Below are 23,131 nucleotides of genomic sequence, written 5' to 3' on the forward strand. Positions count from 1 at the left end.
AGTTCAAGAATCTCCCGCTCTTCTTGGTCAGCATTCCCTTGCGCCTTTCGGCGACGCGGGGTCTGACCGCAGAACGCTAAAGCGTTTAGCGGTGAGAGTATGTCAATTATTTAAGTTGTGATGAGGGTGTATGTAATGCTGAATTCTATCCTACAAAAAATCCCACAAATTTCAGTCAAACAAATTTCAGTCAAACAAATTTCAGTCAAGCTGATGAGGTTTCGCTTCTGGCGGTTTAATGTTTGTTTATCGATCGCAGTTGGGATGGCGATCGCTAATACTTTTCCGGCGATCGCTGATATGAGAATTGAGGAGTTAAATAAGGAAAATTTTCCGGTTGCAGAAGTCGAGGTTCGCGATCGCACTGAACAGATGAGTGTTGATTCTCCTCTAGCTGATGGGTTTTATCTCTTCGGTGGTTCTCCCCAAGCGGAACAATATGGGATTACTTATATCGTTTTTGAAGTTCGTCAAGGTAAGGTAAACGGAGCATTGTATGAAGTTGATTCTGAATACCATTGTTTTGTTGGTGCGGTAGACAACCAAAATCTGAATTTATCAGTGGAGGATTTTGAGGGAGAGGTTTATCCCTACGCGATCGCCCTCGAAGATCGTGGCACAATTGCCACAAACGATGGCATTATGCGTATAGTTGGCTTGCAAGGCTATCATCAACTAACAAAATTAGGGGATATCGATAGCACGCTCTTACAATCCTGTGGAGAGGGTTGATTTTATAATAAAGTTTCAGGTTTTATGATCGAGTTTTGTAATCAAACAAGGGGAAGATGAAAGCGAAATATACTTCCTTTACCGAGTTCGCTTTCTACTTCGATTTTGCCATTTTGTAACTCGATCAAACGGCGAGCGATGGCTAAACCAATTCCCGTTCCTCCAGAGTAGCGCGATCGCGATCGATCTGCACGCCAAAATCGCTCAAAAACAAAGGGCAAATCTTGCTGGGAAATACCGACTCCGGTATCTTCGACGGCGATCCAAAGGCGATCGCGATCTCGCCATCCTTTGACAGTAATTGAACCTGTTTCGGTATAGCGCAAGGCATTTCCGATTAAGTTCACTAGCACTTGTTCGGTGCGATCGATATCGGCAATCACGAAGGGAAGATTTTCAGCATATTCTAATATTAAAGTCGGACTATCTTCCATTAATTGATCAGAAAAACGCTCTGCTAAAGAAGTTAATAAGGGATATAAATTAACCGATTGTAAATAAATCGGCAAATATCCCGCTTCTGCTTTAGAAAGTTCTTGTAAATCGTGGGTTAATCTTTCTAAACGCTTGGTTTCGCGAACTAAACGTAAATAGATTTCTGGGGAAGGTGCGATCGCGCCATCTGAGAGTTCTTCTAAATATCCTCGTACTACTGTTAACGGCGATCGCAATTCATGGGTGAGATCGCTAATTAATTCTCTCCGTCTTTGTTCGACTCCTTCTAAACTATTAGCCATACGATTGAAACTCATTGCTAATTCATTTAATTCGGGAATATCAGTCGCTGGCATTCTTTCCTCCAATTTTCCCGAAGCAAATTTTTGTGTAATTTCCTGCATAATACTTAAAGGTTTAGTAATCCGTTGAGCAAGCCAATAACTCAATCCTCCAGATGTGCTAATACCAACTGCAAAAGACCAAAATGTGCCGCTATTTAAGGCACTTTGAAATCCATTGATCAAATAAGTTCTGGCTGAACGAACAGTTAAAAATCCTCTTCTTTCTAATTGTTCTAAACGCAAAATAAAAAATCGTGGAGAAGAATATTTAACAATTGCAACAAACGTACCCAATCCCAAAACAATGACGAGAATATGGGAAAAAAATAAGCGCGTTCTTAAATTAAATTTACTCATTAACTTGCTTTATTATTGTAGATTATTTGTTATTCATTAACTGAAAATAAACAGTAATTGTTTAATTAGTTGGCAACCAAATAAAACGTCCGGTTTTATCAATATAGCCTATTTTTCTATTAATTTCGACCTGTGCTAATCCATTAATAAAATTACTTGCTCTCTGAAATTGAGGTAGAATAACCAATTCTTCCTTGGGGTTAATAAAGCCAATATTTTGTCCATTTTTAATGCAAGCTAGTCCTTCTGAAAAGTCCCATGCAGCATCATATTTAGGGGAAATAACAATCTTTCCTTCTCCATTAATAAATCCCCATTTTCCACCTAATTCGATAGTTGCCAATCCTTCTGAAAAATCCCCACCTTCTTCAAATTGAGGTTCAATAATTATCTCTCCACTCTTATTGATATAACCGATCTGATCGCGCAAAGAAATATAAGCCAATCCTTCTGAAAAGTTTCCCACGCGCTCAAATTGAGGTGCGATCGCAATCTCACCCTCCTCATTAATAAAGCCCCATTTTTCGTCTATTTTAATCGCCGCAAACCCCTCTTGAAATAGCCAAACGCGGTCAAAACTTGGTGCAACAATCATCTCACCCATTTTATTGACTAATCCCCATTTTTTGCCCAATTTAACCGCCGCTAATTCTTGTGGGTTAAAATCTAAAGCATCCTCAAATTTTGCTGGGATAACAATGTCACCAATGCTATTAATAAAGCCCCATTTTCCTTCTATTTGAACGGCGGCGAGTCCTTGAGAAAAATCTCTCACAGCTTCAAATTGTAGCGCGATCGTAATCTCTCCTTCTTGATTGATAAAACCGCTTTTTCCTCCTTGAATTACCTGTGCTAACCCGGCAAAAAACTCGCCAATATGCTCGAATTGTGGTTCAATAATAATATTGCCATTGCGATCGATTAATCCTCCCTTACCATCGATGGCGATCGCCGCGACTCCTTGAGAAAATCGCCTTGCTGCCAAGGAAAACATAAATTGGGGTTCAATAACAATATTTCCCTCTGTGTCGATATAACCCAATTTTCCCTCTTTGAGAATAGGAAATAATGTGTTTTGTTCGGTTTTCTGTTCGCTGGATTGCACTTGTTCTTCCTCCTGAGAGTCCTGTGCTAAAATAGTGTTCGCTAAAATCTGTTGGGGAAACCCCAAAATTGTTAAACTTAGAAGCAGTGAAATTGAATGTTTCATTGTCATATTATAGCTTGTGGTTTAAATAAAGGAGGGAGAAAATTCATTATTCACTATTAAAGCACTAAGGCAGTATCCTAATTAACAACCAAATAGTTTATTAATGTTCCTAATTTCCTTTATTTTAAAATTTTATAAATTAATTACACAACATTATACATTATTCTAGTATACTATCGTTAAAGATGAAATACATCACCAAGTACATTGGTTCTTTGTAACTAAGATTATGCAAGATATAAATTCACACAATACCATGAGGGTCAAATTCAAGAATCCACCATTGAGAGAAGTCGCTTTTTCGGTTAATTTTGAAACGCTAAAATTTTCTTCTGTGCATTTTGGTAGGTATTGGGAAATGATTAAAAATGAGTTTCCTTTACTGCCGGAGGATAAACCACCAAGCTCTAGAGAAGAAGAGGTTTTTCTATTATCACTACCACCTCTTCGGAAAGTTTGGTTTAGGAGTGAAGTACAAAAAAATCCCGAATTTCTATCACCTGTACAACCTTTACCCGATCTAGAATCCAAGACTGAGTTGACTTTTTTTAACAATAAAGAACTAGATTTGCTGAAATGGTATTTTCAGAATCCACCAAATAAGAGAATCAAGATTTGTAAGAAGGTTGCTGAAGATATCAGAACAATAGAAGAGATTTTGGAAATTCTAAAATGGGGAAATCAAAACAATGTTAGAGATGGTTATGACGGTGCGATCGCTCTTTTAGCTGAATGTGATGGTAATCTTCTAGCTCAATTAATGCTTTTGGGACATACACCCTATGGTCAATATATTAATATTTTCTCTCCTGAACAGTGGGAAATATTAATTAAATCTGTTGCTTGTTCGCAAAAAATACAGGTAATGAAAAAATATATTTTGATAGTAGGATTCATGAATAATTACAATCTTTGGGGTAGATTAGTTAAATCTGCCATAATCGATTTTTTCTGGATTGTAGAAGATGAATTAGATGATATTGAGCTAATTCATCCAATTTTAGAGAGATTTATCCGTAAAGATTCGGATTTATATATTCGTAAATATGCCCAAGAAGCTCTTGATGATATTTCCTAATTTTATCTGGTTAACCGATCAAGAATTAGATAGTGTAGGTATTAAAAAAAATCAAATTATGGAAGGAAGGTGTTTATTTGCTCAAAAATTGCATTACGATATTGAAGTTCAAAAAGAATCAGCAATACAGTTATGCGATTTATTAAAACAAGATAATCGTCAATCTCTACGCTGTAAGAAAAAACAACAAATAAAATCAATACTTACTCATCAAGAGAAAATAGGATGTAAGGCACTTAACGATAATCAAGAACTCTGTCAATGTCAGTTAAAAGGTTTTGTCTAAAATGCAACGTTATTTATTAGTTTTGAAACTATTTTGGAGTACCGCGATCGCCGCAGAACTCGAGTATCGTTTGAATTTTCTCATTGCTACTCTTAGCAGTTTAACCAATCTTTCCGGTAGCTTATTTGGTTTATTTCTATTTTATCGCACGGGTTATGAATTCAAAGGCTGGAGTTGGGAAGAAGCATTAATTGTTTTGGGTGTTTTCACTTTACTCCAGGGATTTTCAGCAACATTTCTCATTCCCAATCTTAATAAAATTGTCCAACAAGTTCAAGAAGGAACATTAGATTTTGTGCTACTCAAACCCATTAGTAGTCAATTTTGGCTCTCAGCGCGAACGATTTCTCCTTGGGGTTTACCCGATGTTTTTTTTGGCATCATTATTGTTCTTTATTCCGGCTCTCGTCTGAGCCTAAATTTTAGTAATTATCTACTTAGTCTCATTCCTATTTTCTTTGGTATCGTTATTTTATACAGCCTTTGGTTTATGTTGGGAGCAACCAGTATTTGGTTTGTAAAAGTTTATAATGTTACGGAAGTTTTGCGCGGTTTATTGGAGGCTGGACGCTTCCCAATGGTAGCCTATCCAGCTTTATATCGCGTCTTTTTCACCTTTATTGTCCCCGTTGCATTTTTGACGACAATTCCCGCACAAACCCTCCTCGATCGCGTTGAGTTTTCCTGGATTTTAGGATCGGGTATTTTGGCGATCGCGCTTTTTTATTGTTCCAATCAATTTTGGCGATTTGCCACTCGTTTCTATACCAGTGCGTCAAGTTAGAATGAATGAATCTTTATCAACGAGGTTATCAAAGACAGGATATCCTAGAGTTATAAAGATAAAATCTAATATTTTTGTTTACAACCGCGATCGCGCCTTCCCTCTTGAGAGATAATAAAAGACTGTTCAGATCGAGAAGGAAACTATGACAGCAGCACAAAATAAGATTAAAGTCGGTGTATTGGGTTTTGGGGGATTAGGACAAGCTGCAGCAAAAGTTCTTGCACCCAAACAAGAGATGATATTAGTTGCAGCAGCCGATCACAAAGGATATGCTTACGATCGGTTGGGACTGGATGCAGATATTTGCGGTAAAATCTATCAGGAAAAAGATTCTCTCGGTTATCTTGAACCTCACGGAATGCTCAGTAACAATAGTATTCAAGATTTATTGGAGAAAGCAGATGTAGACGGCTATTTTCTTGCCCTTCCCAATTTACCCAATACTTTTATGGCTTCCGTCGCCCAACAATTTATTGACGCAGGCTGGAGGGGAGTGCTAGTAGATGCCCTGAAACGCACTTCTGCTATGGAACAAGTATTGGAAATGCGAGAAGCCTTACAAAAGGCTGGAATCACCTATATGACAGGATGCGGCGCAACTCCAGGGTTATTGACGGCGGTGGCAGCGATCGCCGCCCAAAGCTATGCAGAAATACATGATATTACTATTACTTTTGGGGTGGGAATTGCCAATTGGGAGGCATATCGCGCTACTATTCGCGAGGATATTGCTCATTTACCAGGATTTGACGTGGAAAAAGCGAGGGCAATGAGTGACGCTGAAGTTGAATCTTTCTTGGATAAAACCGAAGGGATCATCACTTTAGAGAAAATGGAACACGCTGATGATATTATGTTAGAATTGGCGGGAATTTGCAGCCGCGATCGCGTTACCGTTGGTGGAGTTGTTGATACTCGCAATGCCAAGAAACCTCTCAGCACTAATGTTAAAGTGACGGGGCGCACTTTTGAAGGGAAAACCTCTACTCATAGGTTTACATTAGGGGACGAGACGAGTATGGCGGCTAATGTTTGCGGTCCTGCTTTTGGCTACCTTAAAGCTGGGGTATCATTATACCGTCGCGGGCTTTATGGCCTGTTTACCGCAGCAGAAATTATGCCTCAATTTGTTAAGTAATATCTAGAATTGGCTCTATATAGTTTGATAGTTTGGATGTTGTAGAGACAAATTTAATGTCCCTACAACATCGAATGCAGCCTTATACTTTATGCCTGCATGACAACTTCAGTTTCCTTCTCTTGTGCTAAGAATTTCTCTAATTCCGTTAGCGCATCCGCATCAACTTTTGTTTGCATGGGACAGAATTTTGGACCGCACATGGAACAGAATTCCGCCGTTTTATAAATATCGGCAGGTAAAGTTTCATCGTGATACTCTCGGGCGCGATCGGGATCGAGGGAAAGTTCAAATTGACGATTCCAATCGAAATTATACCGCGCTGCTGAGAGTTCGTCATCGCGATCGCGGGCTCCTGGGCGATGGCGGGCAATATCCGCAGCATGGGCAGCTATTTTATAAGCAATTAAACCATTGCGAACATCCTCAGCATCCGGCAAGCCCAAATGTTCCTTGGGTGTAACATAACAGAGCATCGCCGTTCCATACCACCCCGCCATCGCAGCACCGATCGCGGAAGTAATATGATCGTAGCCTGGGGCAATATCCGTCACCAACGGACCGAGAACATAGAAAGGCGCTTCAGAACACTCTTCCATCTGCTTTTTAACATTAAACTCGATTTGATCCATCGGCACATGGCCAGGACCTTCTACCATCACCTGTACATCATGTTCCCAGGCGCGACGGGTTAATTGTCCTAGGGTTTTTAACTCTGCCAACTGTGCTGCATCAGAAGCATCGTGAGTACAACCAGGACGCAGAGAATCTCCCAAACTGAAAGAAACATCGTACTTTTTAAAGATTTCGATAATTTCATCAAAATGGGTGTAGAGGGGGTTTTGCTTGTGATGGTGTAACATCCACCGGGCAATAATTCCGCCCCCTCGGGAAACAATTCCCGTAATGCGATCGCGCACTAAAGGCAAATGCTCAATTAAAATACCCGCATGGATGGTCATATAGTCCACCCCTTGTTGGGCGTGTTTTTCGATGATATGCAGGAAATCATCCGGGGTGAGTTTTTCAATCGACCCATGTACGCTTTCCATGGCCTGATAAATCGGCACCGTCCCAATGGGAACCGGAGAAGCCTTAATAATTGCTGTGCGAATGATATCGAGATCCCCGCCACCCGTCGAGAGATCCATTACCGTATCCGCACCATATTTAACCGCCAAATCGAGTTTGGCCACTTCCTCCTCTAAATTGGAAGAATTGGGAGATGCGCCGATATTGGCATTGACTTTGCATTTAGAAGCAATACCAATGCACATCGGTTCGAGATTAGTATGATTAGTATTGGCTGGGATAATCATACGTCCCCGCGCCACTTCTCCCCGAATTAACTCAGGAGGCAGATTTTCCCGTTTGGCGACATAGTGCATTTCTTCCGTGACTATTCCCTGACGGGCATAGTGAATTTGCGTCACGTTTGTTTGACCGCGCCGTTTAGCAACCCATTCTGTACGCATATTGAATTCCTCTTAATCATGGCTTCCCTACGCTGGTGCTAACCAGTCTCAGGTTCTCAGGGTATTTCTCAGCCTGGATAGTCCAAGCACCCCTAGCTCGAGGTGTCGATCTTAGCACTGCTCAGAACAAGAACAGGAAATCTTAAAACTTTTCACGGATTTGTTAAAAAATATTATTCTTCCTCGGGGCGATCGCCTTGCTTCTGACTATCTTCCCTAGCATGACTTTCTGAAATGGCGCGGGAACAAGACCAATTACTCGGTAAAGCCGACGGCCAGCCTAAGCGCAAGGCTTCTGGGCATATTGTCATCACCGTTAATTGACAATCAATGAGTTGAAATCCTTCTTTTTCAGTTTGTTTCAGACTTTGTTTTAAAATCGAATCGTTATTAAATTCAATGGTTTTGTTGCATTGAATGCAAACCATGTGGTGATGATGGTGAGGATAGGGTTGGTTGAGTTCGTAGTGCTTATGTCCCTCCGCTAATTCCAATTCCCGCAAAATTCCCATCCGCGCCATGAGTTTGACACTACGGTAAATGGTGGAGAGGCTGATGCTTTCGCCGCGCTGTTCTAATAGTTGAAAAAGCTCTTCCGCACTTAAATGATTTCCCCTCGGTAAATTTTGAAAAACGTGCAGAATTTGTTCTCGTTGTGGAGTTAAGCGCCAACCTCGGGAATTGAGTTCGGCTTTGAGGGTATTGGCGGTGTAGGGCAGCATAATTCTCAGAAAGAGCGACTTATTGAAAATGATAGTTTGTTTTCTGAGCCATTTTCAACAATTTTTCTTAATTGAGAATATTTATTAACAGGAAATAGGGAACAGATATTTCTCTTCCCCTGACTTCCCCTTAAAGTGGTGCAACTTCAATTTCAACCATTGCGACTACTTCCGGATGCAGCTTGACTTCAACTTGATAATTGCCCAATTTGCGAATATCGGGAATTGTAATATCGCGTTTGTCAACCTCTTGACCTGCTTTTTCCTGGATGGTGTCTGCAACATCTTGCGCTGTTACAGTTCCAAAGATAGCTTTTTCTTCTCCAGCTTGCTTTTTAATCGTCAAGCGTCCGACGGTTGCTAATGCTGTTTTGCGGGCTTCAGCTTCTCGTTTGATCTCCAGTAAGCGCAAACGCTCTTTTTCTTTTCTTTGTTCTACCATTTTAATGATGCCGGGGGTTGCTCGCACGGCGAATCCTTGAGGAACGAGGAAATTGCGAGCATATCCTGGAGCAACATCAACGACATCGCCATTTTTGCCGAGTTTGCTGACATCTTTATTTAAAACAACTTGTACGCGCTTGGCCATAGTTCTCCGTAAACCTAAAATTTTTTCTACAATTTGGTCACAATCTTCTACTTTACAACAAAACATTTAAAACAAATCTTTTTTTCCTCGTAAGCGAGCAAAGGTTTTGACTGGATCTCTCGTTCCCATTGCCTGTTGAATTTCGGCACTATCCCAACGGAGGAACGGGTTTGTGGTTTTTTCAATGCCAATGAGAGAGGGAATGGTGGGTTCTTGGCGCGATCGCAGTTCTTTCACTGTCTCATAACGAGCCTGCAGGTCGGTATTGTGGGGATCGACGGTTAGGGCAAATTGGAGATTTTTCAGGGTATATTCGTGAGCGCACCAAATTCGCGTATTATCGGGCAAATTTCGCAATTTTGCGAGGGAATTCAGCATTTGCGCGGGAGTTCCTTCAAATAAACGCCCGCAACCTCCTGCAAATAAGGTATCGCCGCAGAATAGTTCTCCAGGTTCGCGAGAAAGATGAGGTGGAAAATAGTAAGCAATGTGAGCGCGGGTATGTCCGGGTACAAAAAACACTTCTCCTTTGCGATCGCCAAACTCGACGCGATCGCCTTCCTTTAAAAATATATTCTGTCCAGGGAGGCGATCGCGATCTTCTGTACCTCCATATACCTGCAAATCGGGAAAATGTTGCAAAAGTTCTTGATTCCCGCCAATATGGTCCCAATGGTGATGGGTGTGAAAAATTGCTATCAGTTTTGCACAGAGGCTGTTTAGCTGCTGTAAAACGGGATCTGCTAACGCTGGATCGACAACAGCCGCAATATTTGTAGTGGCATCATGTAGCAAGAAAATATAGTTGTCAGAGAGTACGGGAATGCGAATAACTTGCATGAGAGAAAAACTTTCTTTACCTTAATAGTATTGCCATTTTAAACAAAAGCGATTCGGGTGTAGAACAATGTCAGACAAATCTTCCAGCAATTCCAAATTTCCCCTCGAGCAAATTCTGAAAACAGGCCGCGTGACTCGACGAGAACATTTTCAATTAGTGAGTTTGTTTTTATCGGATCTGGCCGTCAGCGATCGCGATCGTAAACAAATCAACCAGATTTTTGATAATTTACAAATGGGAAAACTTCACTCTGTTGAGGGTGAATAGTTTGATTTATGATTTTGGTATTCGTGATGAGTAATTTAGATGACAGTGCGATCGATCGTCGTTTGGAAGAAATGGCACAGGAAATCGCAGAATGCAGAACCGGGCAACAAGAAAACACCAATTCTCTCGAAGAGTTGAGACATTTAACATCAGAGTTGGCAGATATTGCTAGACTACACCAACAAGCACTCAGGTTATCTCAGCAAAGGGAGATAGAAGACAGAACTGACATTCGAGAAATGCAATCGGAAATGCGAGAAATGCAACTAGAAATGCGAGGTTTACAGGTAGAAAATCGCCGCATTCTTGACATTTTACTGAATCAGCAAAATGAGAATGGGGATGGGAGTTAAAGGCGCGATCGCAATTTTTAGGGAACTCCTACAAACCAGCTTCTCCCAAAGCGCGATCGAGTTCTTCCGATCGCATCGACCCAAGATAAATTATCAATTACCGTCGTCTTGACAGCAAGCAAGCTATCCTAAGAAAGTGAAGCTCTAAGAATCCTTTTTCTATCGTGACTTTCGATTTTGGGGCTGAATTTGACTAAGGGGAATTCACACTAATTAGCCGAGATTCAGGAATATGTCCAGAGAATTTGCCCTCATCCGTTAAAACTCCAACCATGCGGATAGGATAATCGGGATGAATGTTGAGATCGTGCCAAGGAATCGCTAATTCCAAACATTCATTTAATGCCATACAAGCATTACACTTGCGCCGATGCCACTCCTGATATTCTCCCGCTTCATCTAACCAAATCTCCCCCGATCGCAAGTTAATCCCTAAATGATGGTGAAACCCATAATTTAAGGGTTCAATATCCAGCAATTCCGGTAAAGGTGCTGGATTATTACACATTAAAATACCGGGATAAAACCACAGTAAATGTAACTCTGAAGGTAATTCTTTAAATAGATCGATTCCCGATTTAAAATCCAAACGGAGATAGAAATTGAGGTGATCCAAGCCATAAAATAAACGCTGTACTGTACTGCTTTGGTGCATGGTTCCCCTTGCACCGCCAATTTCCACCAATCCTGCTTTATCCCAGTCCTGTTCGTCCCCAAACCCGTCAATAATGGGATGAATAAAGCTACTGGGAAGGCGATCGCCGTGGATGTCGTGACGTTCTACCTCCTCCTTTAAAGACTCGGGAACAGGTTCGCCTAATGCTTCATAAATCTCGATTAAGTGTTCGCGAAATAGGCGATCGAACATGGCATCTTGGTTAGAAGAATGTCCTTCCCCAAACCACCAAAACCAATCAGACCCTTCCGCAGCATATAACGCTTCCCATGCCCTCGGGTTCTTCTCTTCCGTTGCTTCTGGATGCCGATCCAAAGTCTTTCGCGCTTCGTAAAGTAAATCCCAAGCGCGATTTTTCACCGGATCGCCGATCCAAGTGGTAAAACTGCCATCCACCCAAGAGCCGCTATGGAGCTTTTCCAGAGGGATTGTTTGCGTGGGGGGGTATTTCGTCAAAAACTCCGAAACCGTTACTAATTCGAGATTCTGCTGCTGGCTGAGACGTTGATAGAGATTATTCAAGAAAGGTAAACCATCTTGTTGATAAAATTCCCAACAATTTTCCCCATCTAAAGCAATAGTCACCAACCAAGGTTCATGTTGGTCGTCCCTGCGAGAGTTGGCGATCGCCTGCAAATGTCCCACTAAATCCTCTGCTGCATCCTGGGGAGACATAGCACTATAAGTAAACCCGATCAAATCCGACAAACGGTGATCTCGAAAGGCGATCGCCACATCTCCATAAGGAGTTTCCAAACGATAAGGACGATATAACACTTCCGGATCGTAGAGATTTCCCCCTTCATCCCGATGGAAAAAGCGATCGAGACTCCATCCCAACACAGCCTCATCGGAACAGATCCACTTAAACCCCTCTCGCGCAATATAGGGTAAAACTGCCGGACTCACCGACTGTTCCGACGGCCACAACCCCCGAGGATTCCGTTCAAAACGTTCCCGATATATTGCTTTAGCCTTGTGGAGATGTCGGGGAATATCTTCAGGCCACTGAAAGCGATGCTTAGGTAATGCCATATTTGGCACCGCAACCCGTCCCGCATGAGTATCCGCCAACAAAGGTAAAATAGGGTGAGTGTAGGGAGTCGTCGTAATTTCTAACTGTCCCATCTCCTGCATCTGTCGGTGTTTGGGAATTATTCGCCCTAAAATTTCTTGTTGTTTGCAATAAATCCCTTGGCGATCTTCTACCGTAAAATCTTTCCCTCTTCGCAACCATCCCGCAATCTGGGGATCGTCCCAAAACAAAGGATCGATCCAAACCAAATTATGCCATGCCAATAAATCCCCATAATCCCTTGCCTGCCAATTCTGCAAACACCATTGCTCTCCTTTTTCTTGACTTTGATGATACAATTGCGCGTAACGAGGATGGGGATCGATCAAAGTGTGATGATTGCCATCAAAAAAATGTTCGATGATAAAATTCTTTTGCTCTAAACTCAGTTGTGTTTCCGGAGTTAAAGCCACTGCCAAATAAGGATCGATCGCTGTCCCAGCAATATAATCTTCGATCTGCAAAATCAGAGAAGGAACGAGATTAACCGTTTGGTGTAGCTGGGGATACTTCTCCAATATTAGGATCAGATCCAAATAATCTTTGGTTCCATGCAATCTCGCCCAAGGCAAGCGATACTCACCTTTTGTGGACTTGTAGAGGGGTTGGTGTTGATGCCAGATAAAGGCAATGTAGAGGGGATGAGACACGATCGCAAAGAAGTAAACCGAATAGAAATGATCGAAAAAAATCGAATCGGTGTTCACTATAACCCGATTGTTCGATCTTAAATCTATATTTTTCCTTTGCGATCGCCAAAGTTTACATAACTTGTTCCACTTCTACCACTTCGGGAATTTTTTCCCGCAAGCGACGTTCAATCCCCATTTTTAATGTCATAGTCGAACTGGGACAAGCACCGCAAGCACCCTGCAAGCGTACTTTAACAATTGGTCCGTCAATATCGACCAATTCAACATTACCCCCATCCGCCATCAGATAAGGACGCATCTCGTCGAGGACAGTCTCAACGTTTTCATCTGTTAGTGCTAAAGTTGACATCGTTTGCCTCTTTCCTATTGCGATAACTTCCCTTATCCTAGCGCGAGCAAGGGTAAAATTTTTCTCAACTTCATCTCTATCTGCTCGATCTAAAGGTAGATTTTGATGACTTTTGGGGAATTCTTATAAGAATACTGAGTTGCAAGTTGCAGATAGGTTGCAAGTTGCAGATGGTAGTTAACTTTTTGGCTATATACTTCTTACATAATGATTGTTTCCACCTCCCCATCTATTTCACTTAAAAATATTGATTTAGGTATTGTTTGCCCAATGTCTAACGAAAGTGAAATTGTATGCTCATTTGTCGATTCTGTTTTGTCTTACTGCAATGAATTTCAATCAGTGCATTTTTTTATTGTTGTCGATCGCGCCAGTACAGATGGCACGATTGATATTCTCCATCAATTATCGCAAACTGACAACCGTATTTGTGTAATCTGGGACGAGTCCAGTCGCTGTGTTGTCGATGCCTATCTTCGTGGCTATCGCGAAGCCATTGCAGCAAAGTGTGATTGGATTTTAGAAATTGACGCAGGATTTAGTCATAATCCCGAAGATATTCCTAAATTTTTGGCGAAAATGCAGCAAGGATATGATTGTGTATTTGGTAGTCGGTTTTGTCCTGGAGGAAAAATCAGCGATAGTTCTCTTAAGCGTTATTTAATTAGTTGGGGTGGTACTTTTGCCACCAACTTTCTATTAGGCACAAAACTAAGTGATATGACCAGTGGATTTGAGATGTTCACTCAGAAAAGCCTACAAGCCGTCCTCGATAATGGTATTCACTCTAAAAATCATTTTTTTCAAACAGAAATTCGTGTCTTTTGTCATCATTTTCGGATTGTTGAAGTTCCCATTCATTACCGTTTTGCCAGTTCTCGAGTCAAGAATAGTATTATCCTAGAAGCGTGTAAAAATTTGTGGCGCTTGACAAGCAAACGTCTTCAAGGGAAATTGTGGCAGTCACAACTTACCCTCGAAGATTCTCATCATAATTTTCAGGAAACATCAAAGTATTAATGTTAATTGAGCAATATCAGTAAGTTAATTATTAATTCTCTCATTACTATGGATAGCAAAGTTGCCCTAGTTGTCACCTCGATCGCGCAGCCAAATATAGCATTAAAAAAACTATCTCAATGCGTCCAAGATCGGAATTGGTCTTTTATTATTATTGGTGATGTGGCCAGTCCTGCTGATTTTTATCTGGAAGGATGTGACTTTTATAATCTTTCTCATCAGTTGGCATTAAATTTAAAATTTGCTCAAAGTTGTCCCGAAAGACATTACGCAAGAAAAAATATTGGCTATTTATTAGCCTTACAAAACAACGCTGAAATTATAATCGAGACTGATGATGATAATATTCCCTACCAAAACTTTGAAAATCCGCGTCAACGACAGCAAACGGCTCCTGTTATTTCCGAGAGTCACTGGATTAATGTTTACCGCTACTTTACTGAAGCAAATATCTGGCCGCGAGGATTACCCCTGGATACTATCAATAAACCACTTCCCGATACTTGGGAAAATTTAGAGATAGCGCTTGTAGATTGTCCCATTCAACAGGGTTTAGCCGATCGCAACCCCGATGTAGATGCGATTTATCGCTTAACTTTACCCTTACCCCAAGACTTTCGACGCGATCGCCGTTTAGCATTATCGAGAAATAGTTGGTGTCCTTTTAATAGTCAAAATACAACTTGGTGGCGCGATACATTTCCACTACTATATCTTCCTGCTTATTGTTCCTTTCGTATGACAGATATTTGGCGCAGTTTTGTCGCACAACGCATTGCATGGGAAAATAATTGGCATATTTTGTTTCACGAACCGACAGTATGGCAAGAACGAAATGAACACAATCTCATGCACGATTTTGAACAGGAAGTGGTCGGCTATTTGCACAATTATAGATTATGCGAGGCATTGCAAGAATTAAATCTACAATCGGGTCAAGACAAATTGGCTGATAATATGCGAATTTGTTACGAAAAACTTGTTAGTCTATCAATTCTCGATCGCAAAGAGTTGGAATTACTCAATATTTGGCTCGAGGATATAAATTTCTTGACAAAATAAAGACGAAATAGTAGGATGCTTAAACGAAATATAAAAAAAACTGCAGAAACGCCTTGGGGGAACGCCACTACAGAGATCGGGGTGTGTGCAAATGGTTTGCATTGCTTATGTTTCCATAATAAGGACTTTCCTAAGCTCATTCAACCTCTAAAATTCATATAAAAATAACAGAAATCTAATATCTTGTTGGAATATTTGGAATATTTGGAATATTTGTCCATAGCAGTACACGCGATCTTGTACGAAAGTTATGACTTCTGAAAATAGCGTCGATATAGCTCACAATTTAAAGTTGCTTTGTTATTGTCCAACTTAATTAATCCCATACTATATAACTTGTGAGAGACGACGGGTTCTAATTCCACAGATTTTTTTGCACTAATAACCTCTTGAAATGCACGAACGAGTTCTGGTTCTGCTTGTAAATTTGTCCAATGACGGTGTAGATGATGGGCATAAATTCCCGTTGTTGTTGCTGCCGTTTTTAACAGTTGAGTGAGGGTTAATTCATCTTGATGAAGATTATAAAGTGCAACTTGCACGAGTCCTGGATGTCCTCCCACTAAAGCCATTAGTTGCTTGGCTTCTTTCCCATCCGTCCAGTTCAATTCGTAGCGTCGAGCCAACTCCTGCACCTCTTCGAGATTAAAACAGTTTAATTGTACTGGTAGCCCAACATTAAAGGGGGATTGGGTTAATTGCAAAGGAACATAAATCTCTGTCGAATGAACGACAATAATGCGAAGATTTTCCCAGATGCGAACCTTTTTGGCTTCCTCAAACCACGATCGCAATAACGGTAAGAAATCTTGAGCAACTTGAGGATACTCAAAAATGCGATTGACTTCATCAAAAGCTAAAACTAAGGGAGTCTTGATGTGATCGAGGATATAGTCCTCCAGATAGAGCATACAACTAACAGAAGTGCCAATATCATCATCCCAATAGTTATCCACTTTTGACTCAATATCGAGTTGACGGCTAATATTTGCACAAATCCAGCGTAAAAAGAGCTTGAAATCGCCAAGAGTCCTGCTATCGGTTTGCTGTAAGTTCAAATTAACCGTATGATAGTCTTGCTCTTGAGCATAGTGCAGAATCCGCAGCAATAATGAAGTTTTCCCCATTTCTTGGGGTGCTTTGATCCGCACGAGAGCGCCAGGTTGAGTGATTTGTTTGCTAATTTGTGCTTCTATCTCACGACGCGGAATATAATATTGAGAATTGATAGGTAGAGCGCTATTGGGGTAAGGTGGGGACTTGTATTGACCTATGATTTCCTCTTGAGGAAAAAGAGGAGATATGTCCTTTGGTAATTGCGGTATCAATGGGGCTGATTTCTTCGGTTGCGAAGATGAATCTAGTTTGATTTCAGTCGTGATATAATTTTCTAATATTACCCGGCAATTTTTTTTTGTTACGCGATCCCCGATGAGATCTGAGAGTCGCCGACATAATCCAGGGGCAACGACATTGCTGATGTAGCCTTTACTATAATCTTCCTCTTGAGCAATTTCAATATAGGTTTTATATTGCCATATCCCTCGTAAGAGCAAAATTTCTGTTGTATTGAGACAACGAATTTGGGAAGCAATCAATTTGTGGTTGAGAATCTCAATAAGTGAATCGATATCCATAGCAACTTTAGAGAGATTTAAAGGTAAGTTAATCATATCTCTTGTTTTCAAGTTAATATTTTTTTCAGGGATTTCAGAGATTCAGTATTAAAAATATTAACAAAAGATTAGCTATCTTTCAATCAATATTGAACAATCCACGGATTTGCCGTAAATATACTCAAAAATCAAATTCATATTTTGTTGTTTGCAATCTAATGAGAGTATTAAGGATATTTGTGATTAACTTTCAAGACCCGATGACAATAGATGTGAATCCAGAACAACGAAAATATGCTGCGGCCACTCTTCGCAACCGTCAACCGATTTTAGAGGTTTTACAGGAAGTGCTACCGCCGAGAGGAACAGTTCTGGAAATTGCGAGTGGAACTGGAGAGCATAGCATCTATTTTGCTCCAAACTTGCAACCGAGAAAATGGTTAACCAGCGAACCCAACCCGTTATTGCGCTTGAGTATTGAAGCCTGGCGATCGCATTCCCCCAGTGAAAATCTCCATCCCGTCATTAACCTCAATGTTTGCGATCGCCCTTGGCCAATCGAAGGAGAAGGAACTGCTGGAAAGAGATACAATTTTAATACCGATCCCATTACGGCGATCGTGAATATTAACATGATCCATATTTCCCCCTGGGAGGCTTGTCTAGGGCTAATGGCAGGAGCAGGGCGCATCCTCCCTCCTCAAGGTATTCTCTACCTTTACGGACCCTACAAACGAGACGGCGAACATACTGCCCCGAGCAATCAAGAATTCGATCGCTCCCTGCGATCGAGTAATCCCGAGTGGGGAGTGCGGGATATCGAAGCCGTCATCGCCGTTGCTCAATCAGAAAACTTAACTTTCCTCAAAACCGTCGCCATGCCTGCCAATAACCTATCCGTAATTTTCCAACGGTAACGGGAAAAATTTCCCCTCTTCAAGGGTAATTAATAATTAATAATTAATAATTGATTAAGATGCGTGCAACATGGATGGTATTGCTGGTGATCGCGATCGGACTGACTCTGCTCCAGAATTGGTCTCCTTCTTTGTCCTTAATTCTCTTTGGTCGTGCAACCCTCCCCCTTCCCTTGGCGGCATGGTTAGGGTTGGGGTTAGGGGCGGGCATTGCAACCAGTCTGCTCGTTCAATTACTCAATTATCGTCCTTCTGTCCCCTCCTCTGAAGCTAATCCCGAAGTTGCACCGCGCTATCGCGACGCACCCCGAGAAAAGCGCCGCACTCGTCCCCCAGGAAAATCCGACTGGGAAATTCCCCCTTCTTCTGAATGGAATCCTCTACCAGAAGAAGATGGTGGCTGGGATATCGATCAAGCCCCCACAACAGCCACGATTCCCCAAACCAATTTCCCCCAAAGCGATATGCGTAAAAATGCTTCTAGGATTGAACAAGATTCCCCACCGAGACAGCGTACTCCTCAACCAGAGTCCCAAAGTTCCCCAGAGGCTCAAGACCCTCCAGAATCTAATGACAGGCCATCTCAAGCCGCCGATGGCATTTATGATGCAAATTATCGCGTTATTACTCCTCCTGATGTGGAAGAAAGTCAATTCTCGCCAGAAGAGAAAAAAAACTGGGATTTTTAAATCTTTGTTCTTAATTGTTGGCTTTTGGTTCTTGACAGTTGAGGGATTATCTGCGGCGGAATTGGCGGAAATTCTGGAGCGAGGTCAATTGATTGTGGGAGTTAAAGATAATCTTCGTCCTTTGGGTTTTCGCGATGAAGAGGGTAATTTACAAGGGTTGGAGATTGATATTGCCCGAAAATTGGCGGAGGAATTGCTCGGCGATCGCCAAGGGGTTATCCTGCAACCTGTCACTAATGCGGAACGTTTAAATGCGGCGATCGCCCAAGATGTTGATCTGACGATCGCCCATGTTGGGGTTAATTCTTCGCGATCGCGTTTGGTGAATTTAAGTCGCTACTATTATTTTGACAGCACGGGGTTTATTACCCGAGAAGTTGGTATCAACAGCCGAATCGATTTAAAACATCGCCAAGTTGCCGTTTTAGAGCGATCGAGTACCATCGCGATCGTGCGCCATGCTATCCCGGAAGTGCAGTTAGTGGGGGTAAAATCCTATCAAGAGGCTCTGGGTCTTTTAGAAGCAGGGGAAATTGCCGCTTTTGCTGGCGATCGCAGTCTCTTGACGGGGTGGGTGCAGGAATATCCTCAATATCGCTTGCTGCGCGATCGCCTCGGGGGAATTCCTTTAGCAGTTGTTGTCCCCAAAGGATTACAGTATAGCGAGTTATATTTGTATGTTAATGACGCGATCGCGCGATGGCAAGATTCGGGATGGTTGCAAGACCGCATTAATTATTGGGGACTGGGAAATTTCCCCGAGGATGAGGAAAATGGACAATAAGATGGCACAATTGTTTATTGAACAAACAACAAATAATAACAAACAAATATGAAAGAACAACTCCCAGTCATTTATATTTCTTTTTTGCTGGTTTTACTAGCAGGAACGGCGGTTTTTTTATTTCAACAAGTCTTTCGCACTCGTCGCCTTGAGAACCAGTTAGAAAAATTGCAAAAGAAGCTAAAAGGAGGCGATGGAACATCAAAAGACTATTATGAATTAGGTAGTATCTATTTAAAGAAAAAATTATACGTTCAAGCTGCTCAAGTGTTGCAAAAAGGCTTAAAATCAGCCAGTAAAGAGGAGATTGAACCGGAAAATTTGGCTTTGATTTATAATGCACTCGGCTTTTCTTATTTGTCTCGTGAACAATATGATCTGGCTATTCGTAACTATAAAGAGGCACTGAAACTCAATCCCGAATATGCGATCGCCAATAACAATCTTGCTAATGTCTACGAAAAGAAAACAATGGACGCAAAAGCCTTAGAAACCTACAAACAAACCTTGCAATATGCGCCAGAAAACAACATTGCTAAACGACGAATTGAGGCATTACAAAAGCGTTTTGCGACTCCTGAATAGAATTAGTAATTCTGATGTTCCTTTATTCCTCCTTTATTCGGCGATCGCGCCATCCGGCATGATTGTTTTTGAGAGAATGGCCAATTTCCAATCCACATTTTGCGATCTTGCACCTCGCAAATTAGCCCCGCTTAAATTGGTTTCTTGTAAATCTACCATTTGCAAATTTGCACCCCATAAATAAGCATTTCGCAAACTAGCTTTATGCAAATTGGCTTCGCTTAAATTGGCTTTATTCAAATTCGCACCAGTTAGATCGGCTTCAGTTAAATTGGCTTCAGTTAAATTGGCTTTGCTGAGATTTACTTCGCACAAATCCGATCGCAATAAATTAGCGTGTTCTAAATTAGCAGCTTGGAGATTAGCACGAGACATAAATGCCGTCCGAATTTGAGCATTACTGAGATTTGCGACGCTTAAATTAGCACCGCTTAAATTAGCACCGCTCAATTTTGCGGCACTCAGATCGACTCCATCAAGATCGACTCCCTGAAGATCGACCCCATTCAAATAGGCTTCGCTCAATGTAATACCATTTAATGTAGCCCCGCGCAAATTAGCCCCACTTAATCTGGCTCCAGATAAATTCGCCCAGCTAAAATTCACATTTCTTAAATTAGCCGACCGAAAATTAATGCCTTGCAAATTTGCACCGCACAAATTCACTCCTTCTAAATTAGAGAGACGTAAATTAACGTGCTTGAGAATTGCTCCGCTTAGTTTCGCACCTTTAAGGATGGATTTAACAAATTCTGAACCCGTCAAATTGGCTTTAGTTAAATCGGCATCAGTTAGACTCGATTCTCGAACTTTTGCAAAGCTCAAATCGGCACGAAAAAGAAAAGCTCTCGTTAAGTTTGCACCTTTAAGATTTGCGCGACTGAGGTTAACTGCACCTAAATAAGTATCCGTTAAGTCAATATCAGGAAGTTGCGCTTTTTCTAAGTTAACTCCCATAAGATTAACTCCAGAAAAATCCCGTTCTCCTGCGGCGTAGCGATCAAGCAATTCCTGTCTATCCATTTTTTTTCTTTCCTTCCTCTAATTTCTTAATTGTTTCCCCAAATTGCTCCGATCTCTAGTATCTCTGATAGGGTTAAATCTTGATGTTAATTTTCTTGAATATTGCCAACAGCTTACTTTTTAGGAGTGAGCGATCGCTTTCATTAAAGACCATAATGGGAGAATTCCGTAAGTAATAATACCAATCCCCGAAAAACGATTCAACCAGCGCAAATCCCTAAGATTAAAGGTTTTTTGCAGGCGATCGATACCAAAGCTGAGGAACAACCACCAGGCAGCAGAGCCAGTAAAAACACCGAGAACCAAGATTAATGCTTCTTGATAATTTCCCCCATTATTCACTAATCCCAACCCAGCAAAAATCCCGATAAAAGAAAGAATGGTGAGAGGATTGGTTAGAGTGAGGAAGAAGGTAGAAAAATAGGCGCGAGAAAAACTAGATTTCGCTTCTGTAATTGTCTCCGGTTTGGGTTTAGCGCCAAAAGTTGTCACTCCCAGATAGAGCAAAAATAGTCCCCCGATCGCTTGAAACCAAAAGAGGCGATCGACTAAAAAATTAGAGACAATTGTTAAACCAAACCCAGCGATACAACCATAAACTCCATCGGCTGTTGCGGCACCTAGTCCAGAAATTAAACCCATTAATCTGCCATAAGTTAAGGTACGATGAATACACAAAACTCCGATCGCGCCAACGGGAGCCGCAACAGCTAATCCAAGGGAAAAGCCTTTTAAGAAAAGAGAAATATCCATAAGTTTTGCAAAACTCAAGATAAAAAATGCTAATATTTAATTTACAAACAAAAATTGTTAAATTAAAGCATAAATTTAATTTATTTTGCGTTTTTATGCTAGAAAATTAAGGAAAAATATCGTTGAAACCTTAAATTTGTAAAATGCAGTTAGATGAGACAGACTGGCAAATCTTACAAAAGTTACAGCAGGAAGGTAGACTCTCTTTTTCAGAGTTGGGGCGTAGAGTAGGTCTATCTTCTCCTGCAGCAACAGAACGAGTGCGAAAATTAGAGGATGCGGGTATTATTACAGGGTATTGCGCCCAAGTGAATGCAGAAGTTTTGGGATTGCCGTTAAAAGCCTTTATTCAACTAACGACAACCCCCGATCGCTATCCTCCTGCGATCGCGACAATGAAAGCATTACCGGAAATTTTGCGGAGTTATCACGTCACGGGAGATTCTTCTTTTGTCGTTGAAGCGATCGCCTCCTCTATGTCTCACCTTGAAGCAATTATCGATAAGTTAAGTCAATACGGACAAACTCGCACTTCAATTGTACTCTCTAACCCAGTTTTTAAGAATAGCATTGAATATCCCCATTAACTTCTCTAAAATAAAAGCAGATATATACCCATTCAGGAAAAAAGGATTTAAGTGCTATGGAAATTTATCACCTTAGAAAAAATACACTTATTTCCTTTTTAAAGTGGCCAGAGATTATCACTTGGGGGCAAAACCATTACCGCGATCGCACTTTCAATCAAAATGAACGCATTCCTATCCGTGCGGGTTTATTATATTTGGTGCAATCTGGTGCAGTCTCTTTAATGGGCAATGCTCGAGCAAATATATTATCTCAGAAAATTAGTCCAGAAGAAACCAAAGAGACATTTTTAGGTTTAATGGGGACAGGTTATCCATTTGAAGTCACAGAAAATACTCACTTTAAATTAAGGGCGTTGGCTCGGGTTGATTCTACCTCAGTTATTTGGCTGTATTGGCACGATCTAGACAACTGGCCAAATTTTCGTCTGGAAGTATCAGATTTCTTTCGTTATCAACACCAACGGCAACTTTTGTGGTTGACTGTCTTAGGACAGCGACAAGCGATCGATCGCCTTTGGGGGTTTTTAACGCTTCTAATTGAGGAATATGGTAAAACAGTAGACAAAAGAGTTTGTTTCCCTTATCCTTTAACTCACTCGCAAATTAGTAATGCGATCGGTTCAACGCGAGTGACGGTAACTCGTCTTATGGGAAAATTGCGCCAACAAGGTTTAATTTCTGTTGATGCAGATAGTACCATTTGTTTGCTCGATCGCAATAAGTAA

General features: G+C 41.2%; 26 protein-coding genes and 1 riboswitch. Of the genes, 15 read left to right on the plus strand and 11 right to left on the minus strand.

The window, feature by feature from the left end:
- Window positions 1-213 precede the first annotated feature (213 nt).
- Window positions 214-732, plus strand: coding sequence for a hypothetical protein (locus tag JUI58_RS25850; RefSeq protein ID WP_204106743.1), 519 nt, complete (start codon window positions 214-216; stop codon window positions 730-732).
- Window positions 733-773: 41 nt separating this feature from the next.
- Here the strand turns inward: JUI58_RS25850 and JUI58_RS25855 are convergent, their stop codons facing one another.
- Window positions 774-1,868, minus strand: coding sequence for a HAMP domain-containing sensor histidine kinase (locus tag JUI58_RS25855; RefSeq protein WP_204106744.1), 1,095 nt, complete (start codon window positions 1,866-1,868; stop codon window positions 774-776).
- Between the two features lie 61 nt (window positions 1,869-1,929).
- Complete coding sequence (locus tag JUI58_RS25860; RefSeq protein WP_204106745.1) at window positions 1,930-3,078, minus strand: WG repeat-containing protein; 1,149 nt, start codon at window positions 3,076-3,078, stop codon at window positions 1,930-1,932.
- A gap of 229 nt (window positions 3,079-3,307) precedes the next feature.
- Here JUI58_RS25860 and JUI58_RS25865 point away from each other — a divergent pair, with 229 nt between their 5' ends.
- The 4 genes from JUI58_RS25865 to JUI58_RS25880 all read left to right on the plus strand — a co-directional run bounded on the left by JUI58_RS25865 (window position 3,308) and on the right by JUI58_RS25880 (window position 6,367).
- Complete coding sequence (locus JUI58_RS25865) at window positions 3,308-4,156, plus strand: hypothetical protein (protein ID WP_204106746.1); 849 nt, start codon at window positions 3,308-3,310, stop codon at window positions 4,154-4,156.
- Window positions 4,143-4,442, plus strand: coding sequence for a hypothetical protein (locus JUI58_RS25870; RefSeq protein WP_204106747.1), 300 nt, complete (start codon window positions 4,143-4,145; stop codon window positions 4,440-4,442). The genes JUI58_RS25865 and JUI58_RS25870 overlap by 14 nt, the downstream gene beginning before the upstream one ends.
- Window position 4,443: 1 nt before the next feature.
- Window positions 4,444-5,226, plus strand: coding sequence for an ABC transporter permease (locus JUI58_RS25875; protein ID WP_204106748.1), 783 nt, complete (start codon window positions 4,444-4,446; stop codon window positions 5,224-5,226).
- Window positions 5,227-5,371: 145 nt separating this feature from the next.
- Window positions 5,372-6,367, plus strand: a complete 996-nt coding sequence (locus JUI58_RS25880) for a saccharopine dehydrogenase-like oxidoreductase (protein ID WP_204106749.1) — start codon at window positions 5,372-5,374, stop codon at window positions 6,365-6,367.
- Between the two features lie 89 nt (window positions 6,368-6,456).
- Here JUI58_RS25880 and thiC read toward each other — a convergent pair whose 3' ends face one another.
- The 4 genes from thiC to gloB all read right to left on the minus strand — a co-directional run bounded on the left by thiC (window position 6,457) and on the right by gloB (window position 9,993).
- Entirely contained in the window at window positions 6,457-7,842 is a 1,386-nt protein-coding gene (gene thiC / locus JUI58_RS25885; RefSeq protein ID WP_204106750.1) for a phosphomethylpyrimidine synthase ThiC, read from the minus strand.
- Between the two features lie 7 nt (window positions 7,843-7,849).
- Window positions 7,850-7,946, minus strand: a riboswitch (TPP riboswitch).
- Window positions 7,947-8,015: 69 nt separating this feature from the next.
- A complete protein-coding gene (locus JUI58_RS25890; protein WP_204106751.1) occupies window positions 8,016-8,564 on the minus strand; it encodes a transcriptional repressor in 549 nt (182 codons plus the stop codon).
- Between the two features lie 130 nt (window positions 8,565-8,694).
- Window positions 8,695-9,153: a 50S ribosomal protein L9 gene (gene rplI / locus JUI58_RS25895; RefSeq protein ID WP_204106752.1), complete on the minus strand. Its 459-nt coding sequence runs from the start codon at window positions 9,151-9,153 to the stop codon at window positions 8,695-8,697.
- Window positions 9,154-9,219: 66 nt separating this feature from the next.
- Window positions 9,220-9,993: a hydroxyacylglutathione hydrolase gene (gene gloB, locus JUI58_RS25900; protein WP_204106753.1), complete on the minus strand. Its 774-nt coding sequence runs from the start codon at window positions 9,991-9,993 to the stop codon at window positions 9,220-9,222.
- 67 nt (window positions 9,994-10,060) lie between these two features.
- On the opposite strand from gloB, the gene JUI58_RS25905 reads away from it, so the two are divergent.
- Window positions 10,061-10,261 (plus strand): hypothetical protein, encoded by a 201-nt coding sequence (locus JUI58_RS25905; RefSeq protein ID WP_204106754.1) that lies wholly within the window; start codon window positions 10,061-10,063, stop codon window positions 10,259-10,261.
- A gap of 26 nt (window positions 10,262-10,287) precedes the next feature.
- Window positions 10,288-10,614, plus strand: coding sequence for a hypothetical protein (locus JUI58_RS25910; RefSeq protein WP_204106755.1), 327 nt, complete (start codon window positions 10,288-10,290; stop codon window positions 10,612-10,614).
- A 193-nt stretch (window positions 10,615-10,807) separates the two neighbouring features.
- On the opposite strand, the gene JUI58_RS25915 is transcribed toward JUI58_RS25910, so the two are convergent.
- Together JUI58_RS25915 and JUI58_RS25920 are read right to left on the minus strand one after the other, a co-directional pair.
- On the minus strand, window positions 10,808-13,015 hold the full coding sequence (locus tag JUI58_RS25915) for a hypothetical protein (protein ID WP_204106756.1): 2,208 nt from the start codon (window positions 13,013-13,015) through the stop codon (window positions 10,808-10,810).
- A 112-nt stretch (window positions 13,016-13,127) separates the two neighbouring features.
- Window positions 13,128-13,367, minus strand: coding sequence for a NifU family protein (locus JUI58_RS25920; protein ID WP_204106757.1), 240 nt, complete (start codon window positions 13,365-13,367; stop codon window positions 13,128-13,130).
- Window positions 13,368-13,637: 270 nt separating this feature from the next.
- Here JUI58_RS25920 and JUI58_RS25925 point away from each other — a divergent pair, with 270 nt between their 5' ends.
- Together JUI58_RS25925 and JUI58_RS25930 are read left to right on the plus strand one after the other, a co-directional pair.
- Entirely contained in the window at window positions 13,638-14,387 is a 750-nt protein-coding gene (locus tag JUI58_RS25925; RefSeq protein WP_204106758.1) for a glycosyltransferase, read from the plus strand.
- A gap of 48 nt (window positions 14,388-14,435) precedes the next feature.
- Window positions 14,436-15,449: an STELLO glycosyltransferase family protein gene (locus JUI58_RS25930; protein ID WP_204106759.1), complete on the plus strand. Its 1,014-nt coding sequence runs from the start codon at window positions 14,436-14,438 to the stop codon at window positions 15,447-15,449.
- Between the two features lie 248 nt (window positions 15,450-15,697).
- Here JUI58_RS25930 and JUI58_RS25935 read toward each other — a convergent pair whose 3' ends face one another.
- Complete coding sequence (locus tag JUI58_RS25935) at window positions 15,698-17,122, minus strand: AAA-like domain-containing protein (RefSeq protein ID WP_204106760.1); 1,425 nt, start codon at window positions 17,120-17,122, stop codon at window positions 15,698-15,700.
- 209 nt (window positions 17,123-17,331) lie between these two features.
- Between JUI58_RS25935 and JUI58_RS25940 the strand changes: the two genes are divergently transcribed.
- Genes JUI58_RS25940 through JUI58_RS25955 form a run of 4 tightly spaced genes read left to right on the plus strand, consistent with a single transcriptional unit; the run spans window position 17,332 to window position 20,040 of the window.
- Window positions 17,332-17,982 (plus strand): DUF938 domain-containing protein, encoded by a 651-nt coding sequence (locus tag JUI58_RS25940; RefSeq protein ID WP_348539978.1) that lies wholly within the window; start codon window positions 17,332-17,334, stop codon window positions 17,980-17,982.
- A gap of 59 nt (window positions 17,983-18,041) precedes the next feature.
- On the plus strand, window positions 18,042-18,671 hold the full coding sequence (locus JUI58_RS25945) for a hypothetical protein (RefSeq protein WP_204106761.1): 630 nt from the start codon (window positions 18,042-18,044) through the stop codon (window positions 18,669-18,671).
- Window positions 18,586-19,455 (plus strand): transporter substrate-binding domain-containing protein, encoded by an 870-nt coding sequence (locus JUI58_RS25950; protein WP_239121722.1) that lies wholly within the window; start codon window positions 18,586-18,588, stop codon window positions 19,453-19,455. The genes JUI58_RS25945 and JUI58_RS25950 overlap by 86 nt, the downstream gene beginning before the upstream one ends.
- A gap of 48 nt (window positions 19,456-19,503) precedes the next feature.
- Window positions 19,504-20,040 (plus strand): tetratricopeptide repeat protein, encoded by a 537-nt coding sequence (locus JUI58_RS25955; RefSeq protein ID WP_204106762.1) that lies wholly within the window; start codon window positions 19,504-19,506, stop codon window positions 20,038-20,040.
- Between the two features lie 33 nt (window positions 20,041-20,073).
- Here JUI58_RS25955 and JUI58_RS25960 read toward each other — a convergent pair whose 3' ends face one another.
- A complete protein-coding gene (locus JUI58_RS25960; RefSeq protein WP_204106763.1) occupies window positions 20,074-21,063 on the minus strand; it encodes a pentapeptide repeat-containing protein in 990 nt (329 codons plus the stop codon).
- A 120-nt stretch (window positions 21,064-21,183) separates the two neighbouring features.
- The gene (locus tag JUI58_RS25965; protein ID WP_204106764.1) at window positions 21,184-21,816 is read right to left on the minus strand and encodes a LysE family transporter; all 633 of its coding nucleotides are present in this window, start codon (window positions 21,814-21,816) and stop codon (window positions 21,184-21,186) included.
- A gap of 143 nt (window positions 21,817-21,959) precedes the next feature.
- On the opposite strand from JUI58_RS25965, the gene JUI58_RS25970 reads away from it, so the two are divergent.
- Both JUI58_RS25970 and JUI58_RS25975 read left to right on the plus strand, forming a co-directional pair.
- Window positions 21,960-22,403 carry an Lrp/AsnC family transcriptional regulator gene (locus tag JUI58_RS25970; RefSeq protein ID WP_204106765.1) on the plus strand — a complete coding sequence of 148 codons (444 nt, stop codon included), beginning with the start codon at window positions 21,960-21,962 and terminating at the stop codon, window positions 22,401-22,403.
- Between the two features lie 56 nt (window positions 22,404-22,459).
- The gene (locus tag JUI58_RS25975; RefSeq protein ID WP_204106766.1) at window positions 22,460-23,131 is read left to right on the plus strand and encodes a Crp/Fnr family transcriptional regulator; all 672 of its coding nucleotides are present in this window, start codon (window positions 22,460-22,462) and stop codon (window positions 23,129-23,131) included.

This window comes from Spirulina sp. CCY15215 (genome assembly GCF_016888125.1).
In the GTDB taxonomy this organism is placed as follows: Bacteria; Cyanobacteriota; Cyanobacteriia; order Cyanobacteriales; family Spirulinaceae; genus CCY15215.